Source organism: Candidatus Sphingomonas phytovorans (assembly GCA_029202385.1).
GTDB lineage: Bacteria > Pseudomonadota > Alphaproteobacteria > Sphingomonadales > Sphingomonadaceae > Sphingomonas > Sphingomonas phytovorans.
The window spans coordinates 1558781-1582395 of the sequence record CP119314.1 but is presented as its reverse complement, the minus strand read 5'-3'; the positions used below and the strand labels follow the sequence as shown (position 1 = coordinate 1582395).

Here is a 23615-nt window from a genome sequence, read left to right as displayed (position 1 = left end):
ACCAGACTCAGTCGTTCAGAACGGTTACTGCGAAAGTCTGCTCCTGACAGAACCTGCCGATAGGATGCTCCAAAGCGAAGGTCACCCGCACTGCGTTTCAGTCACCCACCTGGACGCTTTGGGCGAGCCATCGCAAATCGCGTTCGCGCGCCAGGCCCGCGCTGATCAGCTGACGTCGATCAGGCCACGGCCGGCGGCGGGGCGAGGCACGCTTCCAGCAGTTGCCTAAGATCCGGCGCGACCTCGTTATTGGACGAGATGCGGTACGCATTCAGCAGCTTGTCGTCATAGCCATCGGCCTTCACGACCACCTTCAGCGCTGCCAGCAGCTTCTTGCCCTTGACCGTCTCGGGCTGTGCGCCGCCGGCGGCGTTCCACAGGTCATCCGAGCTTGGCGAGCCTCCGTCGGGAAAGAGTTCGCGGTTTACCAGCTTGCGCTTAGCGAAGAACGTATCCTTAGCCTGCCCAACCTTGGCCGCCGCGGCTACGCGCCAGCCCTCGGCGACATCCGGGTCGACGCTATAAATGGCAGCGAGATGGGCGGCCGAGCAGAAGTACGCCTCGACGTCGCACCCGGTCGTCACCCATGGGAATGCGCCGTCAGTTTTGAAGCGGTCGGCCCACGTGACCGCCTCGTCGGCCGACATGAAGTCGCCGTCCCGGTGGATGATTGCCTTGATCTTGAGCTGTCCGTCCACGAGCAGGCCGCTCAGCAGCTTGTCCTTCGGCAGGTTCTCGATGCCGAAGCAGCGGCACACGGCAAGTTGCCGGGACAATTCAGGCCACTGACGAAGGATCGCGCGAAGCGCGGTGTCGTCCTCGTCCTCGACGAAGAAAAGCGCCGACTTATCGAGACCACCCCACCCGAGAAGGCGACGGATCGCTTCGCCATCATCCGTTTCGATCCTTCCGTCGTTCATCCAGACGAGCTTAACCGCAGGGCTGGCGCTTCGTGCGATGTGCGGGCTGTGCGTGGTCAGGACGATTTGGGTGTCGGTTTCCGCAGCGGCGAGTTCGAGTGCCTCGATAAGCCGCTCCTGCTTGTCTGGATGCAAGTGGGCGTCGGGCTCGTCGATGAGCATGATCTTCGGTTCGAAGAGGATCAGGTAAGCGAAAATCTGAATGACCTGAAGCAGTCCGGTCGCCGCCGTCTCCAGGGGGCGGTCTTGGTTGCCCAGGCCTGGCGAGGTGTAGGTAGCCGAGATGTGGTAGTCCTCGCGCTCGTCGAAGGACACATCGACCTTGATGCCCGGATGAACGGTCCCGATGTAGACGTTCAGCTGCGCCAGACGCGCTACCCCTCCGCTCTCATCGGTTTCGTTAACGCGGCGGCTGCGCAAGCTCAGCAATACGTTTCTCAGTACGCCGCCAGCATCGCCGCTCGCTGCCTGCCGGCGTAGAGACGGCTGAGCGAGGATGCTCTCGCGCTCCGACAGTCCCGCGAGTCCGGGGATGTAGGCGGTGATGAACTGGAAGCGCTGCTTGTACGGCGTTACCGCCGCGCCGCCATCCATGTACGCGGTGATGCCGCCGCGGTTGCGGGCCGCCCGGATCTTGATCGTTGCCTGGGAGCGCTCTTCGCCGATCGGGACGTGACCGAAGATAACCTCAACGGGCGTGGACGTCTTATCCGTCTTCAGTTCGCTCTTATGGGCCGTGCGTAGGGGTTCGCTCGACGGCACGTAGTCGAGCCGCTCGAACGAGATCATCTCCGTGGTATTCTTGGGGGCGATGTAGCTGGCGGAACGCGCGGCCCAATGGACCGCCTGGAGGACAGACGACTTGCCCGAGCCGTTCGGGCCGACGAGGATCGTGACCTGTCCCAGCGGAATGACGGCTTCCTGCGTCGCCTTGAAGTTGCGGACAGTGATCGATTCGAGTCGTGTCCAGCGTCGGGCGCGGATGGAGCGCGTGTCCGCAACGCCGATAACCGGCTGCCCATCGCCGATAGCGACTTCATAGGTCGGCTCCGGTATGTCGCTCACGAAAGCCGCCGCGCTCGTTAGATCGCCCGCGTCCTTCAGAATCTGCACTGCTTCACCGGACTCCTCAATCGGAGCGGTGTCCGGGTGCTGCATCGTTTCGACCTCGGCGACGGCGGGTTCAATCGCAGTTTCAGCAAGCTCGTCGTCGTTCAAGTCGGTGCCCCTTCCACCGGAATTATAGGATCAGGAGCAGACGACGCCAACGGCTTAAAGCGCCATCGCGGTTGAGAAGGATTTAGCAGTGCTTCCCCTTGATCGAAGAATGACTGCGGCGGGATACGCGAGCATCAGAAATGCTGATACCACCGCGCTTCGCTCAGCTCGACCTATGACATTTTACACGGTGCCCCGCTGGATAGCTACGTGTCGACGAGCACCTCAGCGCACCCTAGATTGCTAGCAGCTGCCCAGCTGGTGGTCAGAATTCGCCGCGTCCATGTCGTTCTATTGGTCACTCCACGATGCCTGTTCCCGCGTCACGACCTGTATAGAGGCCTGACGGCAACCGCCCCAGTTGCTGTTCTTCTGGTTTGCCAACCGGGCGAAAGTTGATCTTCCGCTTTTGGCATGAGCTGCCGAGGTCATGTGGCTTGCGAACGGCAGTTCCGTCCCAGTTTAAGCCATCCGTCCACCGGCCGCAAAACGGTGCCGGCCACCTATCAGGGGCGGCATCGCGATCGAACAGCCAATAACTTTCGCGGCAGCTATCGCCGGCGAACAGAATCGGTATCAATGCGGGGTCGCATCTGCCCAGTTCACCGACCGCTACCATCCGGACCCGATTAAGTGGCGATCCTCCACCAAACAGGAATCAACAATGCAGAACAATGCTCCCATAGATATTCCGACTGCGATGTTGAATGCCATCACCAGCTTCCTTGGCCAGGGGACGGTCGATTTCCCTCCATTTCGGTTTTACTTTGGCCCTACGGGTTTTGCCCCAGCCCCAGCCCAGCGGTTATACATTCCATCAGGCTCTGAACCTGGCGGTGGGTGGCATTTTTTGTGGGTAACGCCGCTGCCGGGATACGAAGACGCCGTCATTCCCAACGGGGTTCCTAACGAGGAATACGTCACACTCTCTCCCCTTGGGAGTCCATGCTGGCAGATCCACAAGCGCTATCTGATGCCGCCCGGCAGCACGCCGCCGAACGACTGTTTCCTCATCAACCCCACCATGCCGGACGCAAACCCGTCCTATGCATTGCTGCTGAAAAAGAACTTCCTCGACGTTCCCGGATTTCCTGTTGCCGCACCAACCTTCGATCCCAGTTTCAGCGTTGGGCAGGAAACAGCCCCCGGGATCCAGAAAGTCAGCATCCTCTTCGATGGATCGGCGACAGCCGATGGCCCCTGGAACTGGAACGGATCGTTCCGCTTCCTCGTCAACGAGGCCTATTGGGTGTGCACGAGCACAAATTCGACGCCGGAGGGCGGCAGTGAATCCGTCACGCTGTCGGTCGGCTGCTCGACTGACGACTATCAGCGCTTCTACAATGATCGCAAAATCACGGTGAGTGTCGATGTCGGCGTCATCGCCAAGATGCTCGACTTCGGGGTGGACGAGGACATGTCGAACGAGATGTCGATGACCGTGATCCACAACGAAACGCACAGCTCGCAAACTACCACCGCGATCGATGTGGTATATCCCAAATCGAACCTGACCTTGTTCTGGCAGGGCGCTTCGAATCTCACCTATTATGACGGCACGGGCGCGATCGTGGACACAGCGGCCATCCAGACGATGGGTACCAGAATGACCTGGCAGGGTGAAGCTGGCCCGCAGATCCAGATCGTGAGCGACTAGAAGGGCCGCGCTCGGTGGGGCATGCGCAGATGGGGGAAGGCAAAGGTGTTGTGGGAGTTGTTCGGGCGTTCAGAGACTGTAGGATTTTAACCAGCAGATTGCCGCTCCCGGTTTCGGGAGGGAGTGAGTTGACGTGAATGGCCGGGATTAGGTCGCTTTGCTGCCCGACGTGCCTAGCCGGTGAGCGACTGGTTTTAGGAATCCGAAATCGGCCAAGAACGACCGCGTCAGGGAAGCCTCCTGCCGGGCAACTTCCCCTCGGTTCCACCCAATCCCGACCCTCACCGTTTTACGCAGTCACGCCCGCACCCGCCCCGTCCTCAGCGCCCACGCCCAATCGGGGCGGCCATGCGTCTCGGCATCCTGTGCCGCGCCTTCCCAATCATAATCGACCATGATCAACTCGGCCGACCATCGCCCTTCAGCCCGGGTGATCACGGCGTACCGCGCATGGGGCGATTCGCTCTCGACAACATGGGGAAAGGGCCGGTCGTCGTCATAGGCCGGAAGCCCGACGCTCCCCGGGTTCACGATCAGGCGTCCGTCGGCGAGGCGGACACTGCGGGCCAGATGGGTGTGGCCGCACAGGATCACCGCAGCATCCGTGTCGCCTGCGCGCTGTTCCACCTCCGACAGGGTCGCCTCCTGCAACCCGTCTTCAGTGACGGTCTCGAGGAAATAGGTCAGGTCGCTATCAGGTGTTCCATGGACCAGCAGCACGTCGTCCGCGATACGGAGGCTGGTCGGCAGGCCGCCCAGCCATGCGAGCTGATCGGGCCGCAGCCGTTCCACCGTATAGAGATCGGACTGGCCCATGCGGTCCCGCGGCAGTGTCACCAGCTGCCGCTCGTGATTGCCCCGGATGGTGGGCAGCGCCAGCGGCATCAGCCGATCCGCCGTTTCGCTCGGAAACAGGCTGCCCGAACAGATATCGCCAAGGTTCACGATCAGGTCGGCATCGCGCATAGCGATATCGGCAAGCACGGCATCGAGCGCGGCGATATTGCCGTGAATGTCGGAGATGACGGCGATCCTCATCGTCCCCGGTTAATCAACTGACGTCCTCTGCGTAACCCCCGGATGCCCAAAGGGCGCCGGTTGCCGGTTCGATCGCGCCGCCGGATGGGGCCGATTCAACCTGGAACGGCGCTGCCCTACCACCATTGGCGGATTTCCTCCGCCGGAGGCAGGAACAGTCCTCATCATGACCCTCGCGAAATTCAATACTTTCGAATTCTTGTCAGGGCCCGGCTGGCCACGTCGCTGTCGCGACTGGCACGGGCATGGGAAATTGCCACGGGACGGGCCTGCGTTTTTTACTCAGGCACTATTTGTTGGGCGCGATTCCGCCCCCTTCGCGGATGGGTCGCGTAAATCGGCTTCGGGCAAAATCCATCTTGAAGATGATTTCAGGAATGATGGCGGATACATGACCTATACTCGGTCATCCGCCTCGATTTGGAGCTCACCGTACCGGCAACACGCCCTCGGAGAGCCGAATCCGTACCTTTTGCGCAATATCGCGCGAGGAGCCGCCAAGTATAACGTCGTAACGTCCCGCTACCATCCGCCACTGGTGCCCGGCCTCGTCCCAGGTCGCCGGCAGGCGCGGATCGACCTGCACGGCCATCTGCTTCAAGGCGCCCGGCGCCAGCGCGACCTTGGGCGCGGTGACGATCGGCGTGGCCGCGCTCGTCAACAATGTGACCATGACGGCCGTTCCACCGGCACGCTTCATCGTCTCATTTTCTCAGTTCCTGGGGAGTTTCGCTGGATCGTAGTTCTGGCCGAAATCGAGCACGAACACGGGCCCGAGATCGATTACCTGCTTGTTCGCCGCGAGGTGCGCGGTGGCGCGCATGCTCCCGCCGGGAAGGTCCTTCGTCGCCTTGCCGGAGGCGTAATAGAGCTTCCAGTCCCTGGTGATCGTCACGCCATTGCCGAGGAGATTTTCATAGGGCGCCGCAACGCCGTTCGCGCCGATATACGGGATGGAGGCGGTCTCGCCGTCCTTCAGCTCGGGCGCGCGCAGATACATCGCGACCAGGATCGTGTCGCCGGCGGCGATCGGTTTCTGGATCGGGGAACTGGAGCCGACATCCCAGGCATTGATGCCCTTGGTCGACACCGTCACGCGGATCACTTGGCCGCCGGGTACGCCGGTGTCGTTCAGCGCCTTCACCTTCTGGTTCGGGCCATAGACCTGCCAGTTGGTGCCGGGCTGGTTGACTGCCTTCTTCATGATGTCCTCGGAAGAGGCGCTCTTCGTCGCCGGAGCCCCCGCCTGTTGTGCCGGGGCGGGCATCGCCAAAATGGTCGCGCCGGCCGCCAGAAAGATCGTCAATGTGTGTCGCATGTCCTCCGCTCCTCCAAAGGCCGCCTTACGCGGCTCGCGTCAGGGTCGTGCCGGTGCCGCCGCAAATGCCTCGGCGAAGGCGGCGCGCATCGGTTTTGGCTTGAAATCGCCGTCATAGGGGCAGGGGCGGCGCTTCGCCCCGTCGCTGCGCGGTTCGAACCCCTCGATCCAGCTATACCGGTCGCACATGCCCCAGACGAGAACATCGGACAGTTGCGGATAGGCGAACATTACGTCGAGATAGGCGCGGCTATACTCGGCCACCGCCCGGTCCCGCGCGGTGATGTCGGCGGGCAGGTTGTTGTCGCGCACGTCGAATTCGGTGATCAGCAGCTTGTAGCCCATCGCCACCACCTGATCGAGGAAGCGGCGCCATTCCGTCTGCTGCGCGGAGACGCTGGTGCCGGTGTCGGTCCCTTGCGTGATGAGATGCGATTGCACGCCGAGCGCGTCGACCGGCGTGCCGCGCGTCCTGAACCCCTCCAGCAGGCGAAGCACCCCGGCCCGGTGGTTTGCGTTGCCCGGCTCCCAGCTCATATAGTCGTTGTAGACGAGCTGAGCGTGCGGCGCGGCGGCGCGGGCCGTATGGAAGGCGAGGTCGAGCGTGGCTGTCGCGCCGCCCAGCCCGCGCGACAGCGCGGTTTCGTAGAGGCTGGCGTCGGCCGGATTCACCGCTTCGTTGACCACGTCGTAGCTGCCGATCTTCGTGCCGTAGCGGGTGCAGACGGTACGGATATGATCGGTCAGGATCCGGTCTGCCTCGATCGCGGGATTGGGGCCGTAATCGTGGCTTTCCGCCCAGGCCGGCATCCATTTTGGCTGGTGCCACAGCAGATTATGGCCGCGCACCGCCAGCCCCTTGCTCTCGGCATAGGCCATCATCGCGTCGAAGCGGGTGAAGTCGAACGCTGTCGCGCTTGGGCGGATGAATTGCCATTTCAGCTCGTTCTCCGGAACGAGGATACCGCAGTCGCTTTCGAGCAGTGCCGCATAGGACGGGTTGGCGAAGGATCCGCGATCGGCGCCGGGCGTGCTCCAGGCATAGGCCGAACCGAACCGCATGCCCCTGGCGCGGGCGCTGGCATTCAGCGATGCGGCAGGCGCTGTCGGGCTTGGCGAGGGCGCGGGTGTCGGCCCGGCGGGTGCATCGGTGGCGGAAGAGGGGCCACTGCCGCAGCAGGCCGTGAGCACCATTCCGGCTGCCATCATCAGGCCCTCGCGGCGCGAAATGCGAGTCATCGTCCCCTCCATTCCTGCTTCAGGCTCTTCGGTCCTGATAGCGGTATCATGATCGCCGTTTGGCCAACCTTGTCAATAGGGCCGGGAAGTGTCTGCGGGCGCTCGGTTGCGGAGCGTCTTCCGACCCGCAAGTCCGGTGGCCATGCGGACATGGTGCGAAACTGAAATAATAAGCTATTAGCGACCGGAAGGAGACCGACGGTACCGTGAACGAGAAGAACTCCCGCCGTCGCAGAACGGCACCCACGATCAGAGACGTTGCCCGCATGGCCTCGGTTTCTTCGATGACCGTATCGCGCGTCATCAATGGCGAAGCCAATGTCCGCCCGACGACCCGCGACGCGGTCAACGCGGCGATCGCTGCGCTCAGCTATTCCCCCAATCCGGCCGCGCGCAGCCTGGCCGGCGCGGCGCCGGTGCGGATCGGGCTGCTCTACAGCAACCCCAGCGCCGCCTATCTCAGCGAGTTCCTGGTCGGCAGCCTCGATCAGGCGAGCCGAAGCGACGTTCAGGTGATCATCGAGAAATGCGAACTGGGCGACCATGAGATCGAAGTCGCCAGGCATCTGATCGACAGCGGGATCGACGGGCTCATCCTGCCCTCGCCCCTGTGCGATTCCCTCAAGCTGATCAAGACCATCGCCGGGGAGGGCGTACCCGCCGTCCTGGTCGGCAGCGGTCGTCCGGCCGGGGACCTGAACGCGGTCAGCATCGACGAATATTCGGCGGCTCATGCGATGACCGGCCACATTCTCTCGCTTGGTCATCACCGCATCGGCTTCGTCATCGGCAATCCGGAGCAGACCGCCAGCGACGAGCGCCTGCGCGGCTATCGCGATGCGCTGGTAAAGGCGGGCATCCCCGTCGACGACGCGCTGATCGTGCAGGGCCTGTTTACCTACCGGTCAGGGCTTGATGCGGCGGAGAAGCTGCTCGACGTGCCGAACCCGCCGACGGCGATCTTTGCCAGCAATGACGACATGGCGGCGGCCTGCGTCGCGGTGGCGCACCGTCGCGGCCTTGATGTGCCGGGCGACCTGACCGTGTGCGGCTTCGACGATACCACGCTCGCCACCGCGATCTGGCCTGAACTGACCACGATTCATCAGCCGATCGCCGATATGTCGCGCGCGGCCGTGGAGATGCTCGTCTCGACGATTCGCCGCCCGCGGGCGAACGACGACAGGCAGCAGCACATCGTGCTCGATTTCACGCTGGTCCGGCGCCAGTCGGATGCCGCGCCGCGCCGCCGCCCGCCCTCAAGGTCGGCGCATACCGCCTGAACTTCCGGTAACGGTAACAGGGTGCCCTTTGCGCGGTGGCGCGCAGCATCGGTTGGAGCTAGCAAGGCCGACATGTCCGTCGATGTCAAAGCCGCCACCGAGACCCGCGTCGCAGAACGCGCGGCTGTCGATGCCGAAACCTTCGCTCGCGAGATCGCGTCGAGCTATGCCCCGGTCGTGCTGCGCGGCCAGGTGGCGCATTGGCCGGCGGTCGAGGCGGGCAGGAGCGGAGAACGGGCGCTGGCGGAATATGTCGCGGGCTTCGCGGGCGGCAAGCCGCTGGAAGTGCTGGTCGGACAGCCGGAGATCAGGGGCCGCTTCTTCTACCGCGACGATATGGCTGGCTTCAACTTCGTCCGCCAGCAGGTGCCGCTCGGGGCGCTGATGGGGCAGTTGCTTCGCCTCGCCGAGGAGGGCGTGGCCAATCCGCCCGCAATCTATGCCAATGCCGCCGCGGCGCCTGACCATCTGCCCGGCTGGAGCGAGGCGAATCCGCTGGACCTGCCCGCGACGGGGGCGACGCCGCGCGTATGGATCGGCAACGCGACGCGGGTTGCGACGCATTATGATGCCTCCCCGAACCTCGCGGCGGTCGTGGCCGGCAGGCGGCGCTTCACGCTGTTTCCCCCGGAGCAGGTCGCGAACCTCTATGTGGGGCCGCTCGACCGTACGCTCGCGGGACCTCCTGCCAGCATGGTCGACCCCGACGAACCCGATCTGGAGCGCTACCCCCGCTTCGCCGAAGCGCTGTGGCATGCCCAGGTCGCCGAGCTTGGGCCGGGCGACATGCTCTTCATCCCGGCGATCTGGTGGCACCATGTCCGCGCGTTCGACCGGCTGAACGTGCTGGTCAATTACTGGTGGGCCTATGACACGTCAGCGACCCCCTTCGTGGCGATGATCCACGCGCTGATGAGCGTGCGCGATCTCCCGCTGGCGGAGAAGCAGGCATGGCGGGCCTGGTTCGACCATCTCGTCTTCGGCGAGGGCGCGGTCCATGCCGGCGACCATCTGCCCGAAGCCGTTCGCGGCGTGCTGGGCGGGCCGAGCAAGGAAAGGAGCGAACGGATTCGTGCCTATCTCCTTGGGATGCTGTCCTCGCGCGGCTAGGCCATGAAGGAATGATCTCGCGATTAAATTGATAACCGTTCGCAATTATCATAGGGCGGCGCCGGTTTGGCCACAGGGCCTGCCGCGTCGTGGCTCGAATGGATCGAGGGAGCAGTGAAAGAAGCACGCCACCAGCTCGATCTCTATCTCAGCCACCGCAACGCCCTTATCGACTATGCCGCGCCGATTGTTGGCGATCGGGAGCGCGCGGAGGATGTGGTCCAGGAGGCATGGCTTCGCTTCACGGGCGCTTCGATCGAACAGCGGAGCGGTATCGCTCAACCAGTCTCCTATCTCTATCGCGTCGTGCGTAACCTCGCGATCGACGTCTCGCGGCGCCTGGCGCCGGAGATGCGCGGCGAGGAGGCCGACGCCATTCTCTCGCTTGCCCCAGCGGCGAGCGCCGATCCCGAAGCCTGTGCTGTACAGCGCGATGAATTGAACGTGGTGCTCAAGGCGCTGGAGGAGTTGCCGGAACGCGCGCGCCGCGCGTTCGAGATGCACCGGTTCCACGACAAGACTTATAGTGAGATCGCACGCTCGCTCGGTATCTCGCAGGGGACGGCGCACAATCTTGTCAGTAACGCGGTAGCCCATTGCATGCAGCGTCTGATGGACAGCGGATCGTGACTGGCATCATGCCGCGTTTGAAGATTTGCACTGCTCGAACGTCTTACTCCTGCAGGCGGTGGCACCGTTGAATCAGGGGGATCGGGGAGCAGGCGAACCAGTGCCGCACAAACCACCATCGCAATCCGGCGATGCCACACCGTTGGCGTCATCGCGCGATCCGCTGCTCGATGAGGCAGCGGAGCTGCTGCTTCGATTGAAAGCCACGCCGGACGACAGGGCGCTGGCAACGGACGTCGTGGCCTGGAAGAATCGTAGCGAGCACCACGCCCGGGCCTGGGCCGCTGCTGAAAAGGTCTGGTTGCTGACGGGCCTGCTCGGTGCAGAGCAAGCCGTTTTTCGTTCAAGGGACGTGAGACGCCATACCCGGGGCAGGCCTGCGCGCGCCGCCCGGCGGTGGGGTATCGTGGCGCTCGCCGCGGCTGCTTGCCTCGCCCTCGTCGTCGCGCCGTCGGTCCAATTGAGAATGCAGGCGGACTATCGGACTGCGACGGGCGAAAGCCGGACGGTGACGCTGGCGGACGGTTCGAGGGTGCAACTCGACACCGGTACTGCCATCGCCCTCGACGGCGGTGCAAACAGACGCGGCGTCAAATTGCTCGCAGGTCGTGCCTATTTCCAGGTCGCGCACGATCCGGCCAGACCTTTCCACGTCACGGCGGAGGACGTGACAGTGACGGTCACGGGCACGCAGTTCGACGTCGGCATGACGGATCGCGTCGTCGACGTAATGCTGGCCGAGGGGGCGGTGCGGACCACTTATCCACATGGCGACGTGCGGGGCGAGAGCGTCATGCGCCCGGGCGATCATTTTCAGTTCGATCGTCGCGCACGGCGGGCCAGTTCCAGCGTGGTAGCGATCGGCAGCATCGCGCCCTGGCGGCGGGGCAAGCTGCTGACTGAAGGCGCGACGATAGCAGATATCGTCGATCAACTCCGACCCTATTATGCCGGCTTGATCGTCGTCACGGACGGCGAACTGGCCAATCGTCGTGTGACCGGTGCCTTTGATGTCCGCGATCCGGTCGAGGCGTTACGGACGGTCGTCGCGCCGCACGCGGGCAGGGTCCGCAGCGTGTCGCCATGGCTGATATTCGTCTCCGCATCCTGAAGGTCGCATCGCGTTCAAAGTTTTTTTGCACGGCGTTGAAGATTTGCCGCGCCCATCCGTCTCCTCTCTGATCTCTTGCTAATGCAAACCGCTAGCAAGAAATGTCGTGATGACGGAAGGGCTGACAAGTGAGGAATTCGGGGGATTTGGGGAGGCGTGCGCGCCGTTCGACGGGTGCGCTGCTAATGGCATCGGCCGTGATCACCGCTTTTGTCGGTCTGACGGCCGCAGATGCGCAGCAACCGGAGCGTTCGAACAGGGCAGGGACGCGCAGCTTCGACATTCCGGCCCAACCGCTTGCGTCAGCGCTTACGGCGTTCGGCGATCAAGGCGACATGCAGGTGACGGTCGACACGGCGTTGCTGGCCGGGTTGCAGTCGCAGCCTGTCCTAGGGGCCTTCGCGCCGCATGAGGCGCTTGGCCGACTCCTGGCTGGAACGGGTTTGACCTGGCGGTCGATCAACAGTCGGACGGTGGCGCTGGAGAAAGCTCCGCAGACATCGGATGGCGCGATCCAACTGGGTCCGGTGCGGGTCGAGGGAGAAAGCGGGAATGCAGGTCCCTACGCGGTCAATGCCACCTGGCGCGATCCGGGGAAGACGGAAGGCACCGGCTCCTACACGACGCGCTCGACCAGCACCGCCACTCGAATGCCACTCTCCCTGCGCGAGACGCCGCAATCTGTGAGCGTGGTCACCCGCCAGCAGATCGAGGATCTGAATCTCCTCACACTCAACGATGTCCTGGAACAGACACCCGGTATCGTCGTCGATCGGAGCGACGAGCGCGTTTATTTCACCTCACGCGGTTTTGACCTGAGCCCGATGATCGACGGCGTACCGACCCTGGCCTTTCAGTCGGTGGCGGGCGAGGTCAGCATGATCAGCACGGTGATCTATGATCGGGTCGAAGTACTTCGCGGCGCGGCCGGGTTGCTCAACGGCGTCGGGTCACCCGGCGGTTCGATCAATCTCATCCGCAAGCGACCGGGCGATACTGTTGCCGGCTATCTCAATGTCGGGGTCGGCTCATGGAGTCGCTACACGATCGAAGGGGATATCGGCGGGCCGGTCGCGGCGAACGGCGCGTTGCGGGTTCGGCTGTCGGGCCAGCACCGTGCCGGCGACAGCTTCATCGACGACAGGAGCCAGCGGGAGGATGTCCTCTACGGCATCGTCGAAGCCGACATCACGCCCGAGACGGTCCTGTCGATTGGCGGTGAATATCAGAAGACAGCGATCAAGGGCGCCAATTTCGGTCAGAATCCGCTCTTCTACAATGATGGTACCCGTATTCCTATTCCGCGCTCCTACAATTTGTCGGCGCCCTGGTCGTTTTGGGACATGACCACGAAGCGGGCGTTCGTCACGCTGGAACATCGGTTCGCCAACGACTGGCAGGTGAAGGCTGACGCCGGCTATGTCCGCAATGAGCGCGAGCGGGCCGGTGCGGACGTGTCTTCCTATCCGAGCGACATCGAGGCCACCGACAATCTGAGCCTGATAACGCTTTTCGGGAACCCGGCGCGGAGTACGAACAAATCCTTCGATATCCACGCGACCGGACCGCTTGGCATTTTCAGCGCCGATGATCGGATCGTGATCGGGGCCAATGTGAATCGTTACGACTTCAACCTGACACGATTGTCGTCACTTCGCGGAAATGAAGGCGGCATTTTCCTGAGACCCGGCTTTTACGATTTCATCCCGAAGCACGATATATTCGACATGCGGACGATAGCACCGCGAGACTTCATCTATCCGATCAGCGGATTGCGGGGCGAAATACAAGAGACGGCCATTTATGGGTCGCTGCGCGTGAAACCGGTGGCGCGCTTGTCGATCCTGCTTGGCGGTCGCCTCACCCGCTACAGGAACAATAGCTGGAGCGGATCGGCCGGCGCCGGCGGAAGCCTTGAATATGTCGATATCGGCGGCGTGAGAGAGGATGGCGTTTTCACGCCCTATGCCGGCGCGATTTTCGACCTTTCCAGCCAGATTTCCGCTTACGCCAGCTATACCAGCATCTTCCAGCCCAACAGCGAGCGAGACAGTCGCAACAGCATTATTGCGCCACGCCGGGGCGGTAATATCGAGATCGGGCTGAAGGGAGAGCATTTCGGCGGCCGTCTCAACACGTCGATCGCTCTGTTCCGCATTGTCGAAGACAATCTCCCGGTGCTTGACGACAGCGGCGTCTTGTTGCCCGACGGCAGCCAGCCCTATCGTGCGGTAGAAGGCGCGCGGAGCAAGGGCGTGGAGGTCACTGTCGCGGGCGAGGTTGTGGCGGGCTGGAATGTCTCGGCAGGCTATACCTATAGCGAGAAGCGCGATCAGGACGGTGCGCTGCTGAACACCCAATATCCTCGCCATCTTTTCCGCGCCAACAGCAGCTATGCTCTTCCGGGACCGCTCAGCGCGATCACTGTGGGTGGCAGCGTCCGGTACCAGAGCGGCATCTATTATGATGAACTCTACGGCTTGGGCCGGGTGCGCCAAGGCGGGTTCGTGCTGATCGATCTCAACGCCAGCTATCGGATAAGCGAGCAGTGGAGTGTGTCCGTCAACGTCGATAACGTGACTGACAAGAGTTATTACTCCGGTCTGGGCGCCTACAACGGCTTCACTTACGGCGACCCGCGCAACGCATGGGCCCGCCTGCGTTACCGGTTCTGATCGATCCGTTTCGTGGCAACGTCCGCCGTTCATCGGGCCCGCAGCAGCGGCGGTGCAGCACGTGCCCGGCCGTTGCTGGTGGCATTGCATCGTTATGTGGGGCTGGCGATGGCCGGTTTCCTCATCATCGCCGGGTTGACCGGCAGTCTGCTTGCATTCCAGTCCGAACTGGACGCCTGGCTCAACCCGAGCCTGTTCCATGTCGAGCAGGTCTCGGGACCGGCCTTTTCCCCGTCACGGATCGTCGAGCGGATCGAGCGGGCTGATCCGACCGTGGCGGTATCGAGTATCGTTCTCCCTGCCGCACCGGGCGAGAGCGTCAGCCTATATGTCGGTCAGCGACCGGGAGCGCAGAAGGCACCCGCCTACAACCAGATATTCGTTGACCCTGCGGATGGTGCGATCCTCGGGCGTCGGTTGCGCGGTGCGGCACGGCTGGATCGCGCTCACCTGATGCCATTTCTCTACACGCTCCATTATTCGCTGCACCTGCCGGGTATCTGGGGAAGCTGGCTGATGGGCGGCGTAGCGCTCGCGTGGATGCTGGATTGCTTCCTCGGCTTTTATCTCACCTTGCCCCGCGGGGGACCGTTCTGGACCAAATGGCGGCCGATATGGCGCATCAAGCGCGGCGCGGGCGGCTATCGTCTCAACCTTGATCTTCATCGCGCATCCGGCCTGTGGCTATGGCCGGTGCTGTTCCTGATTGCATTGTCGAGCGTCGCCCTGAACCTCAACGCCGAGGTGTTCCGGCCGGCGCTCTCCGCGCTGTTGCCAACCAGTCCGAGCATTTGGGACAGGCCTGCGCCATCAGTAACGCCCTCTGTGATTATAGATTGGGATGTCGCTGTCGCGAGGGCCCAAGCTGAGGCCAGGCGCCGTGGCTGGTTCGATCCGGTCAGCCTAGTCTATGCCGCGCGTGACCAAGGCCTCTACATGGTTCGTTTCGGTCGCAAGCATCAACCCGGCTTCGGCGATTCGAGTATTTTCGTTTCCGGCACGAATGGCCGCATCCTGTTCGTCGAGCGAGCCGGCGGGGGCAAGGCGGGCGATGTGGTCGCTGACCTGATGTTCCCGATACATACGGGCCAGGTCGCAGGGATTGCGGGGCGCATCCTGATCTGCATCGCCGGCATCGTCGTGGCGTTGTTGTCGATCACCGGCATAACGATCTGGTGGAAGAAACGTATCGCGCAGGGCGCGCGCACTCGGGCGCCTGGAATGGCACGACGCAAGCCCGGCACGATGAAAGAAGTTCATGTTTCCGGGTGAACGGGTCCCAGCGGTTGCGATGCCGGATGGCGAGGCTTTGGCGCACCGTCACGGCTATGCGCCGCCTGCCTCGCGGCGAGCCTTCGCGCTTGCTGGAACGGCGCTGATCTGTGCAGCATTTCTCGCAGGCATCTTCCTGACGTTCAACCATCGTCGATCGCTGCCTGCACCGTCCGCACCATTGGTTGTGACCCTGCTGCCGCTCGCCTCGCAGCCTGAAACGCCGCCGAAGGAGAATCCGAAGCTGGTCGAAAAGAAGGCGCAGCGGCCAGAGCCTCCGAGAGCCGAGCCGGTGGAACGTACGATGGCGTCCGCAGATGTGAGTGTGCCGGTGCCCATCCCGGTCCCGAAGCCAGTAGACCCCGGCCCCAAGGAGCCGGAGACAGCGGCGCCCCGATCGATTCCGGCCCAGCCGGCACCGCAGGTGTCGAGCAATGCACCGGATAGCTGGGAGGGGCGGATGCTTGCCCATCTCAACAAGAATCGTCGATATCCGGTCTCGGCGATGGCGCGTCGCCAGCAGGGAGTGCCCTATGTCCGCTTCGTGATGGACAGGGAGGGCAGGGTCCTGTCGTCACGCCTGGAGCGCAGTTCCGGTTTCGATGCCCTCGACCGGGAAGCGGTCACCCTGCCGAAACGGGCACAGCCCTTGCCCAAGCCACCGGCTGACAAGCCGGGCGCTTCGATCGAACTGGTCGTGCCCGTGGAATTCTTCATGCGATAGGCGGTAGGCCGGTACCCACGGACCGGGCCGGGTCTGATTAGACCCGGAGCCGCAACAGGGCTTCGGCGAATTCGTCCATCGCCCTTTGCGATATCGCCGTGTTGTTGAGGATCACAACTGAACCCTGTCCATCGAGCCGGTGCCCGAGAACTGACCGATACCCGGCGATATTGCCGGTTTCCCATGCGGCGACGACAGTTTTGCCGTCGATCGGCACCTGGCGGATGCGGCCGCCGAGTGCGTAGGAATCGCTGGCGATTTCCACCCTGGTCAGCGCCGAGCGGGATGCGGGCGAGAGGAAGCCTGTATCATAGACCCGGTGGGCGAAATGGAGCAGGTCGAGCGCCGTGCTGAAATAGCCGCCGCCTGCCGCCCGGTAGGCGGGGCAACTGTCGATCCATTCGACGGTAGGCGAAACACTGCGATAGGATCTGGCAGTGCGGGGCGACTGATCCAGCGTGGTTGCCGTCAGTCCAAGCGGCCCCGTCACGAGAACACGCATTGCGGCGTCATAGGTCATGCCGGTCACTGCTTCGATGATGCCGAGCACGATGAACCAGTTGGTCATTGCATAGTCGAACCGAGCCCCTGGTTCGAAAGCAAGGTCTCCTGAGGAGAAGCGTCGGATTGCCTCGGAGACTGGCATCTCGGCCGCCACGAGTAACGAGTCCGCGCGGAGCGCCGGAAGGAAGAGGTTCGGCACGCCGCTGCTGTTGCAGAGGAGGCGGCGCAAGGTCACGCGTGCACCGGTGTCGGCGCGGTAATCGGGCAGATAGCTGGTGATTGGTGCATCGAGAGCCAGCTGGTTGCGTTCGATGAGCCGCATGACCGCCACGGACGTCAGCCGTTTGGAGACGGAGGCGATCCGAAACGGCGTGGCGACCGTCATCGTCGTGCCGCGAGCGATATCGGCCGATCCGACCGCGTGGGAGAATCGTGGAGTTCCGCCCCGGCCTAGCAGGACGACACCCTGAAAGCCGTGATCGCGAACCATTGCGTCGATGATCGATCTCGCCGGTTCCGGCATGTCGAGGGCTCGCGGGGCGAATCCGGCCATCGCCCGGCTCGCCAGCAGGGCGCTCCCGCCGGCAAGCATGGTCCGGCGGGTGAATCCTGACGTCACGCCCATTTTCGTCCTTCGTAAATTCATCGTCGAGCCTCTTTCGGTCCCTTGCCAAGATCATGCCGCTTGCCTGAGGAGGAAGCGCCATGACGCGGACCCCTTCATCAGCGAGCCCCGGGCCTGACGCCGGACCGCGCGACGCACCAAGCAACTTTCGGTGGACGACCATCGCAGTCGGTGAACGTCTGCGCGGGTATCGCGCTGCCTTCGCCCTCATCGTCGCCGGCCTGGCCGCGCTGATGGGAGCAGTGCTGACTCCGGGACCGGCGCCGGCCGCGTTGGCGCCGCGGCTCGACTGGTTCTCCTGTCCGGCCTCCGACCGGTGCCGGCCGGTCGACGTCTCCACGCTTTCCCTGGCCGGGAAAATGAGCGTGCTGAAGGCCGTCTATTCGGGCGTTCGCCGACGATCCGACATGCCGCTTGCCGTCCACATCACGGCGATGGCGAGTGCCGAGGTGCGCTGGAACGGCGTGCTGATCGGCCGCAATGGCATGGTGGGTGAGAGCCGGGCGCTTGAAACGCCGGGCCAGTTCGATGCCGTTGTCCTGATACCGCCGGAACTGGTGCGCCCTGGCCCGAACATCGTCGCGATCCGTTTGTCCGCGCAGCATCTCTGGGCACCGGTGGCAAGGCCGATCCATCACCTGTCGGTCGGGCCGTTCGAGGGCGCGGACAGGACCATCGTGATCCATTATCTGCCGACGCTGATCGTCATAGGACTGCTCCTCTTCGCGTTTGTCGCGAACCTGTTGCTCTGGCTGATCAGGCGCCGGCGTGGCGGCGGCACGGCGATCTTCCTGATTCTGGCCGGCACGATAGTGCTGCAGGCGGCGATCGAGACCAGCAAGCTCGCACTCGCCTATCCCTATCCCTGGCAACTCGCGCGGCTGGCTGCGCTGGCCGGATTGGCGACGCTGGCCGGCCTGCTCGTGACCGCCGCCGCGCTTTCCCTCGTGCGCGGGTGGCGGACCCGTGTCGCGATCCTCGCGATGGTGATGCTGGGGCTGGCGGGCGCCTGCCTGCTCCTGCCATGGTGGGATGCAAAAGCGGTATGGGCGTTTCGCGCCGGCATGTCGGGAGCGCTGGTCTCGGCTGCCGCGGGTACGGTGCGCGGGGCGGCGCATGCGCGTCGGGTGGCACTTGGCTGCATCGTCGCACTGGCCCTTTCGGGAAGCCCGGAATTCCTCGATTTCACTTACTACCTTATCTTTGTCGTGCTGTTCGCGTGGCAGATTCCGTTGGCTGTCCGGGCGCTGCGCCCCACCGAAAACATTACACTCGTCGCGCCGGCGTCTCCTCAGCGCGAAGACCTTATCGTCATTCCCAATGGGAGCTCGCAGCAACGCGTGGCGCTCCGCGACATCCTTCATGTGCAGGCGGACGACGATTACAGCGTCATCCATCTTGTCGATGGGCGGGAGTTGCTGGCGACGATCAATCTCGCGACGATCCTGCGCCTGGCGCCGGGCAGTTTCCTCCGTGTCCATCGCAGCCACGCAGTCAACCAAGAGAAGATCGCGGTGCTCCACCGGGCCGGAAGAACCGGCCGGACCATCGAACTTGCCGGCGGCACGCGTCTCCCGATCGGACGTACCTACTGGAAGGGCATTGTCGCTCTGTTAGGGACGAACGAGGTGTCCACGGGGTAACCTCGGCTTGCCCAAGGCCGTTATCACGCGGTCCTTCTTGCAACAGGAATCCCCAACGCAGGACAGTTGCGGGCAACCCAGTCCTCATGGCGTGGCATCGCCTCGGCGGCGCGACGGAATACTTCGCGGATCCGGTCGAGCCGCTGGCGCACCAGCGCCGGGGCGACCGCGTCGGCCAGCGGGTCCCAGCCGGCGGGCATGACGTTCTGGCCAAGCAGGACCGCGATCCAGCTCGAATCCGCGAACAGTTCGTCGTCGTACCGGAAGAAGCGCCCGCGATTGCGGAACAGATCGAGTTTTCGCGCAAGCGTCTCGGGGACTGCCATGTCGCGCACGCGGCGCCACAGGTCGCCCTCGGTGCGCTCGTTGGCGTGGTAGTGCAGGATCACGAAGTCGCGGATCTGCTCCATCTGGACCTGGGTCTGGCGATTATATTCGTCACGCTCGACGGGCGAGAAGCCGCGGTCGGGGAACAGCGCCATCAGCTTCGACACGCCAGTCTGGATCATGTGGATGCTGGTCGATTCCAGCGGCTCGACAAAGCCGGAGGCAAGGCCGAGCGCGACCACGTTGCGATTCCATGCCAGCTTGCGCCGGCCGGCCTCGAACCGGATCAGCATCGGATCGCGCAGGGGCTCGCCGTCAAGGTTGGCGAGCAAAGCGGCGGCTGCCTCGTCGTCGCTGATATCCGTGCTGCAATAGACATAACCGTTGCCGACGCGGTGTTGAAGCGGGATGCGCCATTGCCAGCCGGCGCGACGCGCGGTCGATTGAGTGAAAGGCGTGATCGCGCGGCCCGGGCTCGCCGAAGGCACCGCGACCGCCCGGTCGCATTGCAGCCACTGCTTCCAGGATTCGAACCCGGTCTGCAGTACGCCTTCGATCAGCAACCCGCGAAAACCGGTGCAGTCGACGAACAATTCGCCCTCGATTCGGCGGTCGCCTTCAAGCCGGATTGCTTCGACATGCCCGTCGATGCTCCGCAGCATGACGTCCTCGACCTTGCCCTCGATCCGTACCACGCCTCGCGCTTCGGCATAGGCGCGCAGATAAAGGGCATAGAGCGATGCGTCGAAATGATAGGCATAGGTCAGCCGCGAGAGCACCGAGGCCGGATCGGCGACTGGCAGGGTGAAGCGGCCGAGCTTCTGCGCGGTGGCGCAGAGATTATAGTCCTCGATCCAGCTCGCCTGGCCCGCCGTGTAGAGCTTGCGCCAGAAATGATGGAACTTCACACCCTCGATATCGAAGCCGAATTCGCCAAAGGGGTGCGTGTAGCGATGCCCTTCGCGCGTCCAGTCGACGAAGTCGATGCCGAGTTTGATCGAGCCGCTGGTCTTCGCGAGGAAGTCATTCTCGTCGATCCCGAGCAGTCCGTTGAAGTTGCGGATCGGCGGGATCGTCGCCTCGCCGACCCCAACCGTGGCGATTGCGTCGGATTCGACCAGCGTCACCGATACCCCGGTGCGGATGAGGCGGGAGAGGGCCGTCGCCGCCATCCAGCCGGCAGTGCCACCGCCGACGATGACAACACTGCGGACCGGCACCGGCGCGCTCATGCGGCGGCACCGCGCGGGGGCGCCGCATGGGCGCGCCTGAGATACTCGGCATGCGATGGCATGGTCTTCACGCCGGCGATGATCGCCTCGCGCAGCCGGGTAAGATGCTGCTCGATCCGTTCGATCGGCACGATGCCGGCCAGTGCGTCGTGGCGACGCGGCCGTACTCCCTGCGCGTCGAGCAACGCGATCCAGTCGGCTTCCTCGAACACCTCGTCATCGTACATCGGCATGCGCCCTCCGCCCGCGAACAAGGCGAGCTTGTAGAACAGGCGATCGGGAGAGGCGATGGACCGGACCGCATCCCAGAAGGGCTCGCCGACGCGTCCATTCGTGACATATTGGGCGATCAGGAAGTCGCGGGCGCTTTCCATCTCGTTGATGGTCATCCGGTTATATTCGGCCGCTTCCACCGGTGCCTCGGCTGTATCGGGGAAAAGGGCGACGAGCCGGGCGAGCGCGCTCTGGACGAGATGGAGCCCGACCGGGTGCAAGGGCTCAAGCACGCATGCGGCGGCGCCGATCGCGACACAGTTGCGGTGCCAGGGTGTGATACGCCGACCGTTTTCGAAGGCCATTCCGTGGACCGGTTCATTGCTCCCGGCGCAGGACGGCGCATTGCCGAATGCACTGCTCCAGCAGAGCAACCGGCCGGCCTCTCCAACCAAAGGGGTGCCGTTCTGCCAGCCGGCCGACTGCGCCTCGACATGACCGAATGGCGACGGATCGGACTGATCGAAGATGCGCCTGGCGGTGGCGTGGTCGCAAGGCAACCATTGTCGCCAGCTCTGGAAACCCACTCCCAGCGCCTCGCCGCACAGGCGCGCATCGGTGCCGGTGGCATCGACGAACAGCAGGGCCGGAAGGGAATCGCCATTCTCGAGTTCCAGCGCGGCGATCCCGCCCGAGGCGTCCATGATGGCGCGGCGGAAAAGGGCGGCCGCAACGTGGGCGCCATGCGCCTCGGCGGTCGTCCGCATCGCTCTGAGATAGGCCGACGTGTCGAGATGCAGGCCATAGGCATAGTGTGAGAGCACGCCATGCCCGTCGGTGGAAGGACGGGCGAAGCGGCTTGCCTGGGCGGCGATGGCGGCGATCGAATAGTCAGCGGCCCTGACCGCGCGGCCTTCCCGGCGCAGGCGCGTCAGCAACTGATGGAAGGCAACCGGTCCGAGCGGGGCGCCGACCGCGCCGAACGGCAGGAAATGGGTAGTTTCGCTTGCGGCCCAGCCGGAGAAGGCGACGCCCAACGCAAAGCTGCCCCGCGTCGCGCGTAGCAGCAGGTTCTCGTCGATGCCGATGGATTCATGAAAGGGCGCGATTGATGGCAGTGCCGTCAGTGTCGCGCCGAAATCGCCCAGGCCGTCACCGTCGCGGTCGGTCTGGACCACCATGATCCGGTAGCGATGGTGCGGCAGCCGCCGGGCGAGCGCCGCGGCTGCCATCCAGCCGGCGACAGTGCCGCCGAGGATCGCGACGGTGCGTATGTCGTTCCCGCTCATGCGCGCACCGCCCCGGTCTGACCGCATAGATTGTGGAGATAGTCTGCGTGATCGGGCATCGCCTCGGCTGCCGCACGGAAGGCGCTGGCCATCGCTTCGGCGCGGGACGCGACCTCGTCGATCGGCAGCGCTTCGACCAGCGGGTTGATCCGCCCAGGTTCGACCCGCTGGCCGTAATAGACCGCGAGCCAGCTTGGTTCGAGGAACATGCCCTCGCGATATTTGACCACGACACCGCGTTCGCGGAACGCCGCCATCTTGTAGACGAGTGACTCAGGCAGGCTCATCGTGCGGCAATGGTTCCAGAACGCGGTGTCAGTCCGCTCGGTCGCGCAATAGTGCAGGATCAGGAAGTCGCGGACGCGTTCATACTCAACCGCCATCGACCGGTTGAACTCGGCGGCGTCGAGCGGATCCCAGCCGTCGAGCGGCAGCAGGTCGATCAGCTTGGTGATCGCGAGCTGGATCAGGTGGATGCTGGTAGATTCGAGCGGCTCGAGGAAGCCGGCGGCAAGGCCGATCGCGACGACGTTGCCGAGCCACTGGCTCCTGCGCTTGCCAGTGGCGAACCGCAGCAACCTTGGTTCGGCGAGTGCCTCGCCCTCGAGATTGGACATGAGGATATCGCGTGCCGAATCGATATCCGTGAAGGCGGTACTGAAGACATGCCCGTTGCCGACGCGGTGCTGGAGCGGGATGCGCCATTGCCAGCCGGCATCGCGAGCCGTCGCGCTTGTATAGGGGGTCAGGGGGCCGCCATGCGCGCTGGGTACGGCGAGCGCTGCGTCGCAAGGCAGCCAGTGGGACCAGCTTTCATAGCCGGCCTTGAGCGCCCCTTCGATCAGCAGCCCGCGAAACCCGGAGCAGTCGACGAACAGATCCCCGGTGACCTCTTCGCCGCTTTCGAGCGTCACCGAGTGGACGAAGCCTGTTTCGCCGTGCTGGCCGACAGGCCCTATCTTGCCCTCGACCCGCCGGACGCCGCGTTGCTCGGCGTAGCTGCGAAGATAGGCGGCGTAGAGGCCGGCATCGAATTGATAAGCGTAGGAGAAGGTGGATTCGATCGCCGACGGGTCGGGGGAGGGTGGAGCGAACCTGTTGGCGCGCGCTGCCAGGATCGGCAGGGAAAATGCCTCCAGTGCGGGCACGATACGGCCCGCGCGCACCAGGCGGAGCCAATGCTGGTGGAACGGGAGACCGGCAACGTCCCGGCCGAAATCGCCGAACGGATGGATATAGCTGTCGCCGATCCGTGCCCAGTCGCGGAATTCGATACCGAGCTTGAAGGTCGCGTTGGTGCGCCGCATGAAATCGGCCTCATCGATGCCGAGCCGCTGATTGAAAAAGCGGATGTGCGGCACGGTGGCCTCGCCGACGCCGACCGTTCCGATCTCTTCCGACTCGACCAGCACGATCTCGATCGGGAGCGTTGAAAGCGCCCAGCCCAGCGACGCCGCGGTCATCCAGCCAGAGGTTCCGCCGCCGACGACGACAATACGACGAAGTCGCCCGTCCGCGGCGGTTCTTGCCGTCTCCAGCTCTATCATCACCCCTCCTGCGTGCCCGCTGCCGACAATTCAGCAAATG

18 protein-coding genes are annotated in these 23615 nt (G+C 63.9%); 9 read left to right on the top strand and 9 right to left on the bottom strand.

The window, feature by feature from the left end; all coding sequences use genetic code 11:
- Positions 1–179: 179 nt before the first annotated feature.
- Positions 180–2138 carry an ATP-binding protein gene (locus P0Y59_07205; GenBank protein ID WEK01457.1) on the bottom strand — a complete coding sequence of 653 codons (1959 nt, stop codon included), beginning with the start codon at positions 2136–2138 and terminating at the stop codon, positions 180–182.
- Between the two features lie 664 nt (positions 2139–2802).
- On the opposite strand from P0Y59_07205, the gene P0Y59_07200 reads away from it, so the two are divergent.
- Positions 2803–3795, top strand: a complete 993-nt coding sequence (locus tag P0Y59_07200; protein ID WEK01456.1) for a hypothetical protein — start codon at positions 2803–2805, stop codon at positions 3793–3795.
- A gap of 297 nt (positions 3796–4092) precedes the next feature.
- Here P0Y59_07200 and P0Y59_07195 read toward each other — a convergent pair whose 3' ends face one another.
- From P0Y59_07195 to P0Y59_07180, 4 genes are all read right to left on the bottom strand, one after another.
- Positions 4093–4833, bottom strand: coding sequence for a metallophosphoesterase family protein (locus tag P0Y59_07195; GenBank protein WEK01455.1), 741 nt, complete (start codon positions 4831–4833; stop codon positions 4093–4095).
- Between the two features lie 427 nt (positions 4834–5260).
- Positions 5261–5506 (bottom strand): fibronectin type III-like domain-contianing protein, encoded by a 246-nt coding sequence (locus tag P0Y59_07190; protein ID WEK01454.1) that lies wholly within the window; start codon positions 5504–5506, stop codon positions 5261–5263.
- A 39-nt stretch (positions 5507–5545) separates the two neighbouring features.
- Positions 5546–6151, bottom strand: a complete 606-nt coding sequence (locus tag P0Y59_07185) for a hypothetical protein (GenBank protein ID WEK01453.1) — start codon at positions 6149–6151, stop codon at positions 5546–5548.
- A 39-nt stretch (positions 6152–6190) separates the two neighbouring features.
- Positions 6191–7390 carry an endo-1,4-beta-xylanase gene (locus P0Y59_07180; GenBank protein ID WEK01452.1) on the bottom strand — a complete coding sequence of 400 codons (1200 nt, stop codon included), beginning with the start codon at positions 7388–7390 and terminating at the stop codon, positions 6191–6193.
- A gap of 206 nt (positions 7391–7596) precedes the next feature.
- Here P0Y59_07180 and P0Y59_07175 point away from each other — a divergent pair, with 206 nt between their 5' ends.
- The 7 genes from P0Y59_07175 (at position 7597) to P0Y59_07145 (ending at position 16195) form a co-directional block, all read left to right on the top strand.
- Positions 7597–8673, top strand: coding sequence for a LacI family DNA-binding transcriptional regulator (locus P0Y59_07175; protein WEK01451.1), 1077 nt, complete (start codon positions 7597–7599; stop codon positions 8671–8673).
- Between the two features lie 72 nt (positions 8674–8745).
- Positions 8746–9783 (top strand): cupin-like domain-containing protein, encoded by a 1038-nt coding sequence (locus tag P0Y59_07170; GenBank protein ID WEK01450.1) that lies wholly within the window; start codon positions 8746–8748, stop codon positions 9781–9783.
- A gap of 114 nt (positions 9784–9897) precedes the next feature.
- The gene (locus P0Y59_07165; GenBank protein ID WEK01449.1) at positions 9898–10413 is read left to right on the top strand and encodes a sigma-70 family RNA polymerase sigma factor; all 516 of its coding nucleotides are present in this window, start codon (positions 9898–9900) and stop codon (positions 10411–10413) included.
- A gap of 142 nt (positions 10414–10555) precedes the next feature.
- Positions 10556–11524, top strand: coding sequence for a FecR domain-containing protein (locus tag P0Y59_07160; GenBank protein ID WEK01448.1), 969 nt, complete (start codon positions 10556–10558; stop codon positions 11522–11524).
- Positions 11525–11721: 197 nt separating this feature from the next.
- Positions 11722–14199, top strand: a complete 2478-nt coding sequence (locus P0Y59_07155; GenBank protein ID WEK01447.1) for a TonB-dependent receptor — start codon at positions 11722–11724, stop codon at positions 14197–14199.
- Positions 14200–14211: 12 nt separating this feature from the next.
- The gene (locus P0Y59_07150) at positions 14212–15471 is read left to right on the top strand and encodes a PepSY-associated TM helix domain-containing protein (GenBank protein ID WEK01446.1); all 1260 of its coding nucleotides are present in this window, start codon (positions 14212–14214) and stop codon (positions 15469–15471) included.
- The gene (locus P0Y59_07145) at positions 15458–16195 is read left to right on the top strand and encodes a TonB family protein (protein ID WEK01445.1); all 738 of its coding nucleotides are present in this window, start codon (positions 15458–15460) and stop codon (positions 16193–16195) included. Before P0Y59_07150 ends, P0Y59_07145 begins: the two co-directional genes overlap by 14 nt.
- Positions 16196–16232: 37 nt before the next feature.
- Here P0Y59_07145 and P0Y59_07140 read toward each other — a convergent pair whose 3' ends face one another.
- Positions 16233–17318 carry a serine hydrolase gene (locus tag P0Y59_07140; protein WEK01444.1) on the bottom strand — a complete coding sequence of 362 codons (1086 nt, stop codon included), beginning with the start codon at positions 17316–17318 and terminating at the stop codon, positions 16233–16235.
- Between the two features lie 86 nt (positions 17319–17404).
- On the opposite strand from P0Y59_07140, the gene P0Y59_07135 reads away from it, so the two are divergent.
- A complete protein-coding gene (locus P0Y59_07135; GenBank protein ID WEK01443.1) occupies positions 17405–18967 on the top strand; it encodes a LytTR family DNA-binding domain-containing protein in 1563 nt (520 codons plus the stop codon).
- A gap of 23 nt (positions 18968–18990) precedes the next feature.
- Here P0Y59_07135 and P0Y59_07130 read toward each other — a convergent pair whose 3' ends face one another.
- Genes P0Y59_07130 through P0Y59_07120 form a run of 3 tightly spaced genes read right to left on the bottom strand, consistent with a single transcriptional unit; the run spans position 18991 to position 23575 of the window.
- Entirely contained in the window at positions 18991–20526 is a 1536-nt protein-coding gene (locus tag P0Y59_07130) for a tryptophan 7-halogenase (GenBank protein ID WEK01442.1), read from the bottom strand.
- A complete protein-coding gene (locus tag P0Y59_07125; GenBank protein ID WEK01441.1) occupies positions 20523–22028 on the bottom strand; it encodes a tryptophan 7-halogenase in 1506 nt (501 codons plus the stop codon). The genes P0Y59_07130 and P0Y59_07125 overlap by 4 nt, the downstream gene beginning before the upstream one ends.
- A complete protein-coding gene (locus P0Y59_07120; GenBank protein WEK01440.1) occupies positions 22025–23575 on the bottom strand; it encodes a tryptophan 7-halogenase in 1551 nt (516 codons plus the stop codon). Before P0Y59_07120 ends, P0Y59_07125 begins: the two co-directional genes overlap by 4 nt.
- Positions 23576–23615: the final 40 nt, after the last annotated feature.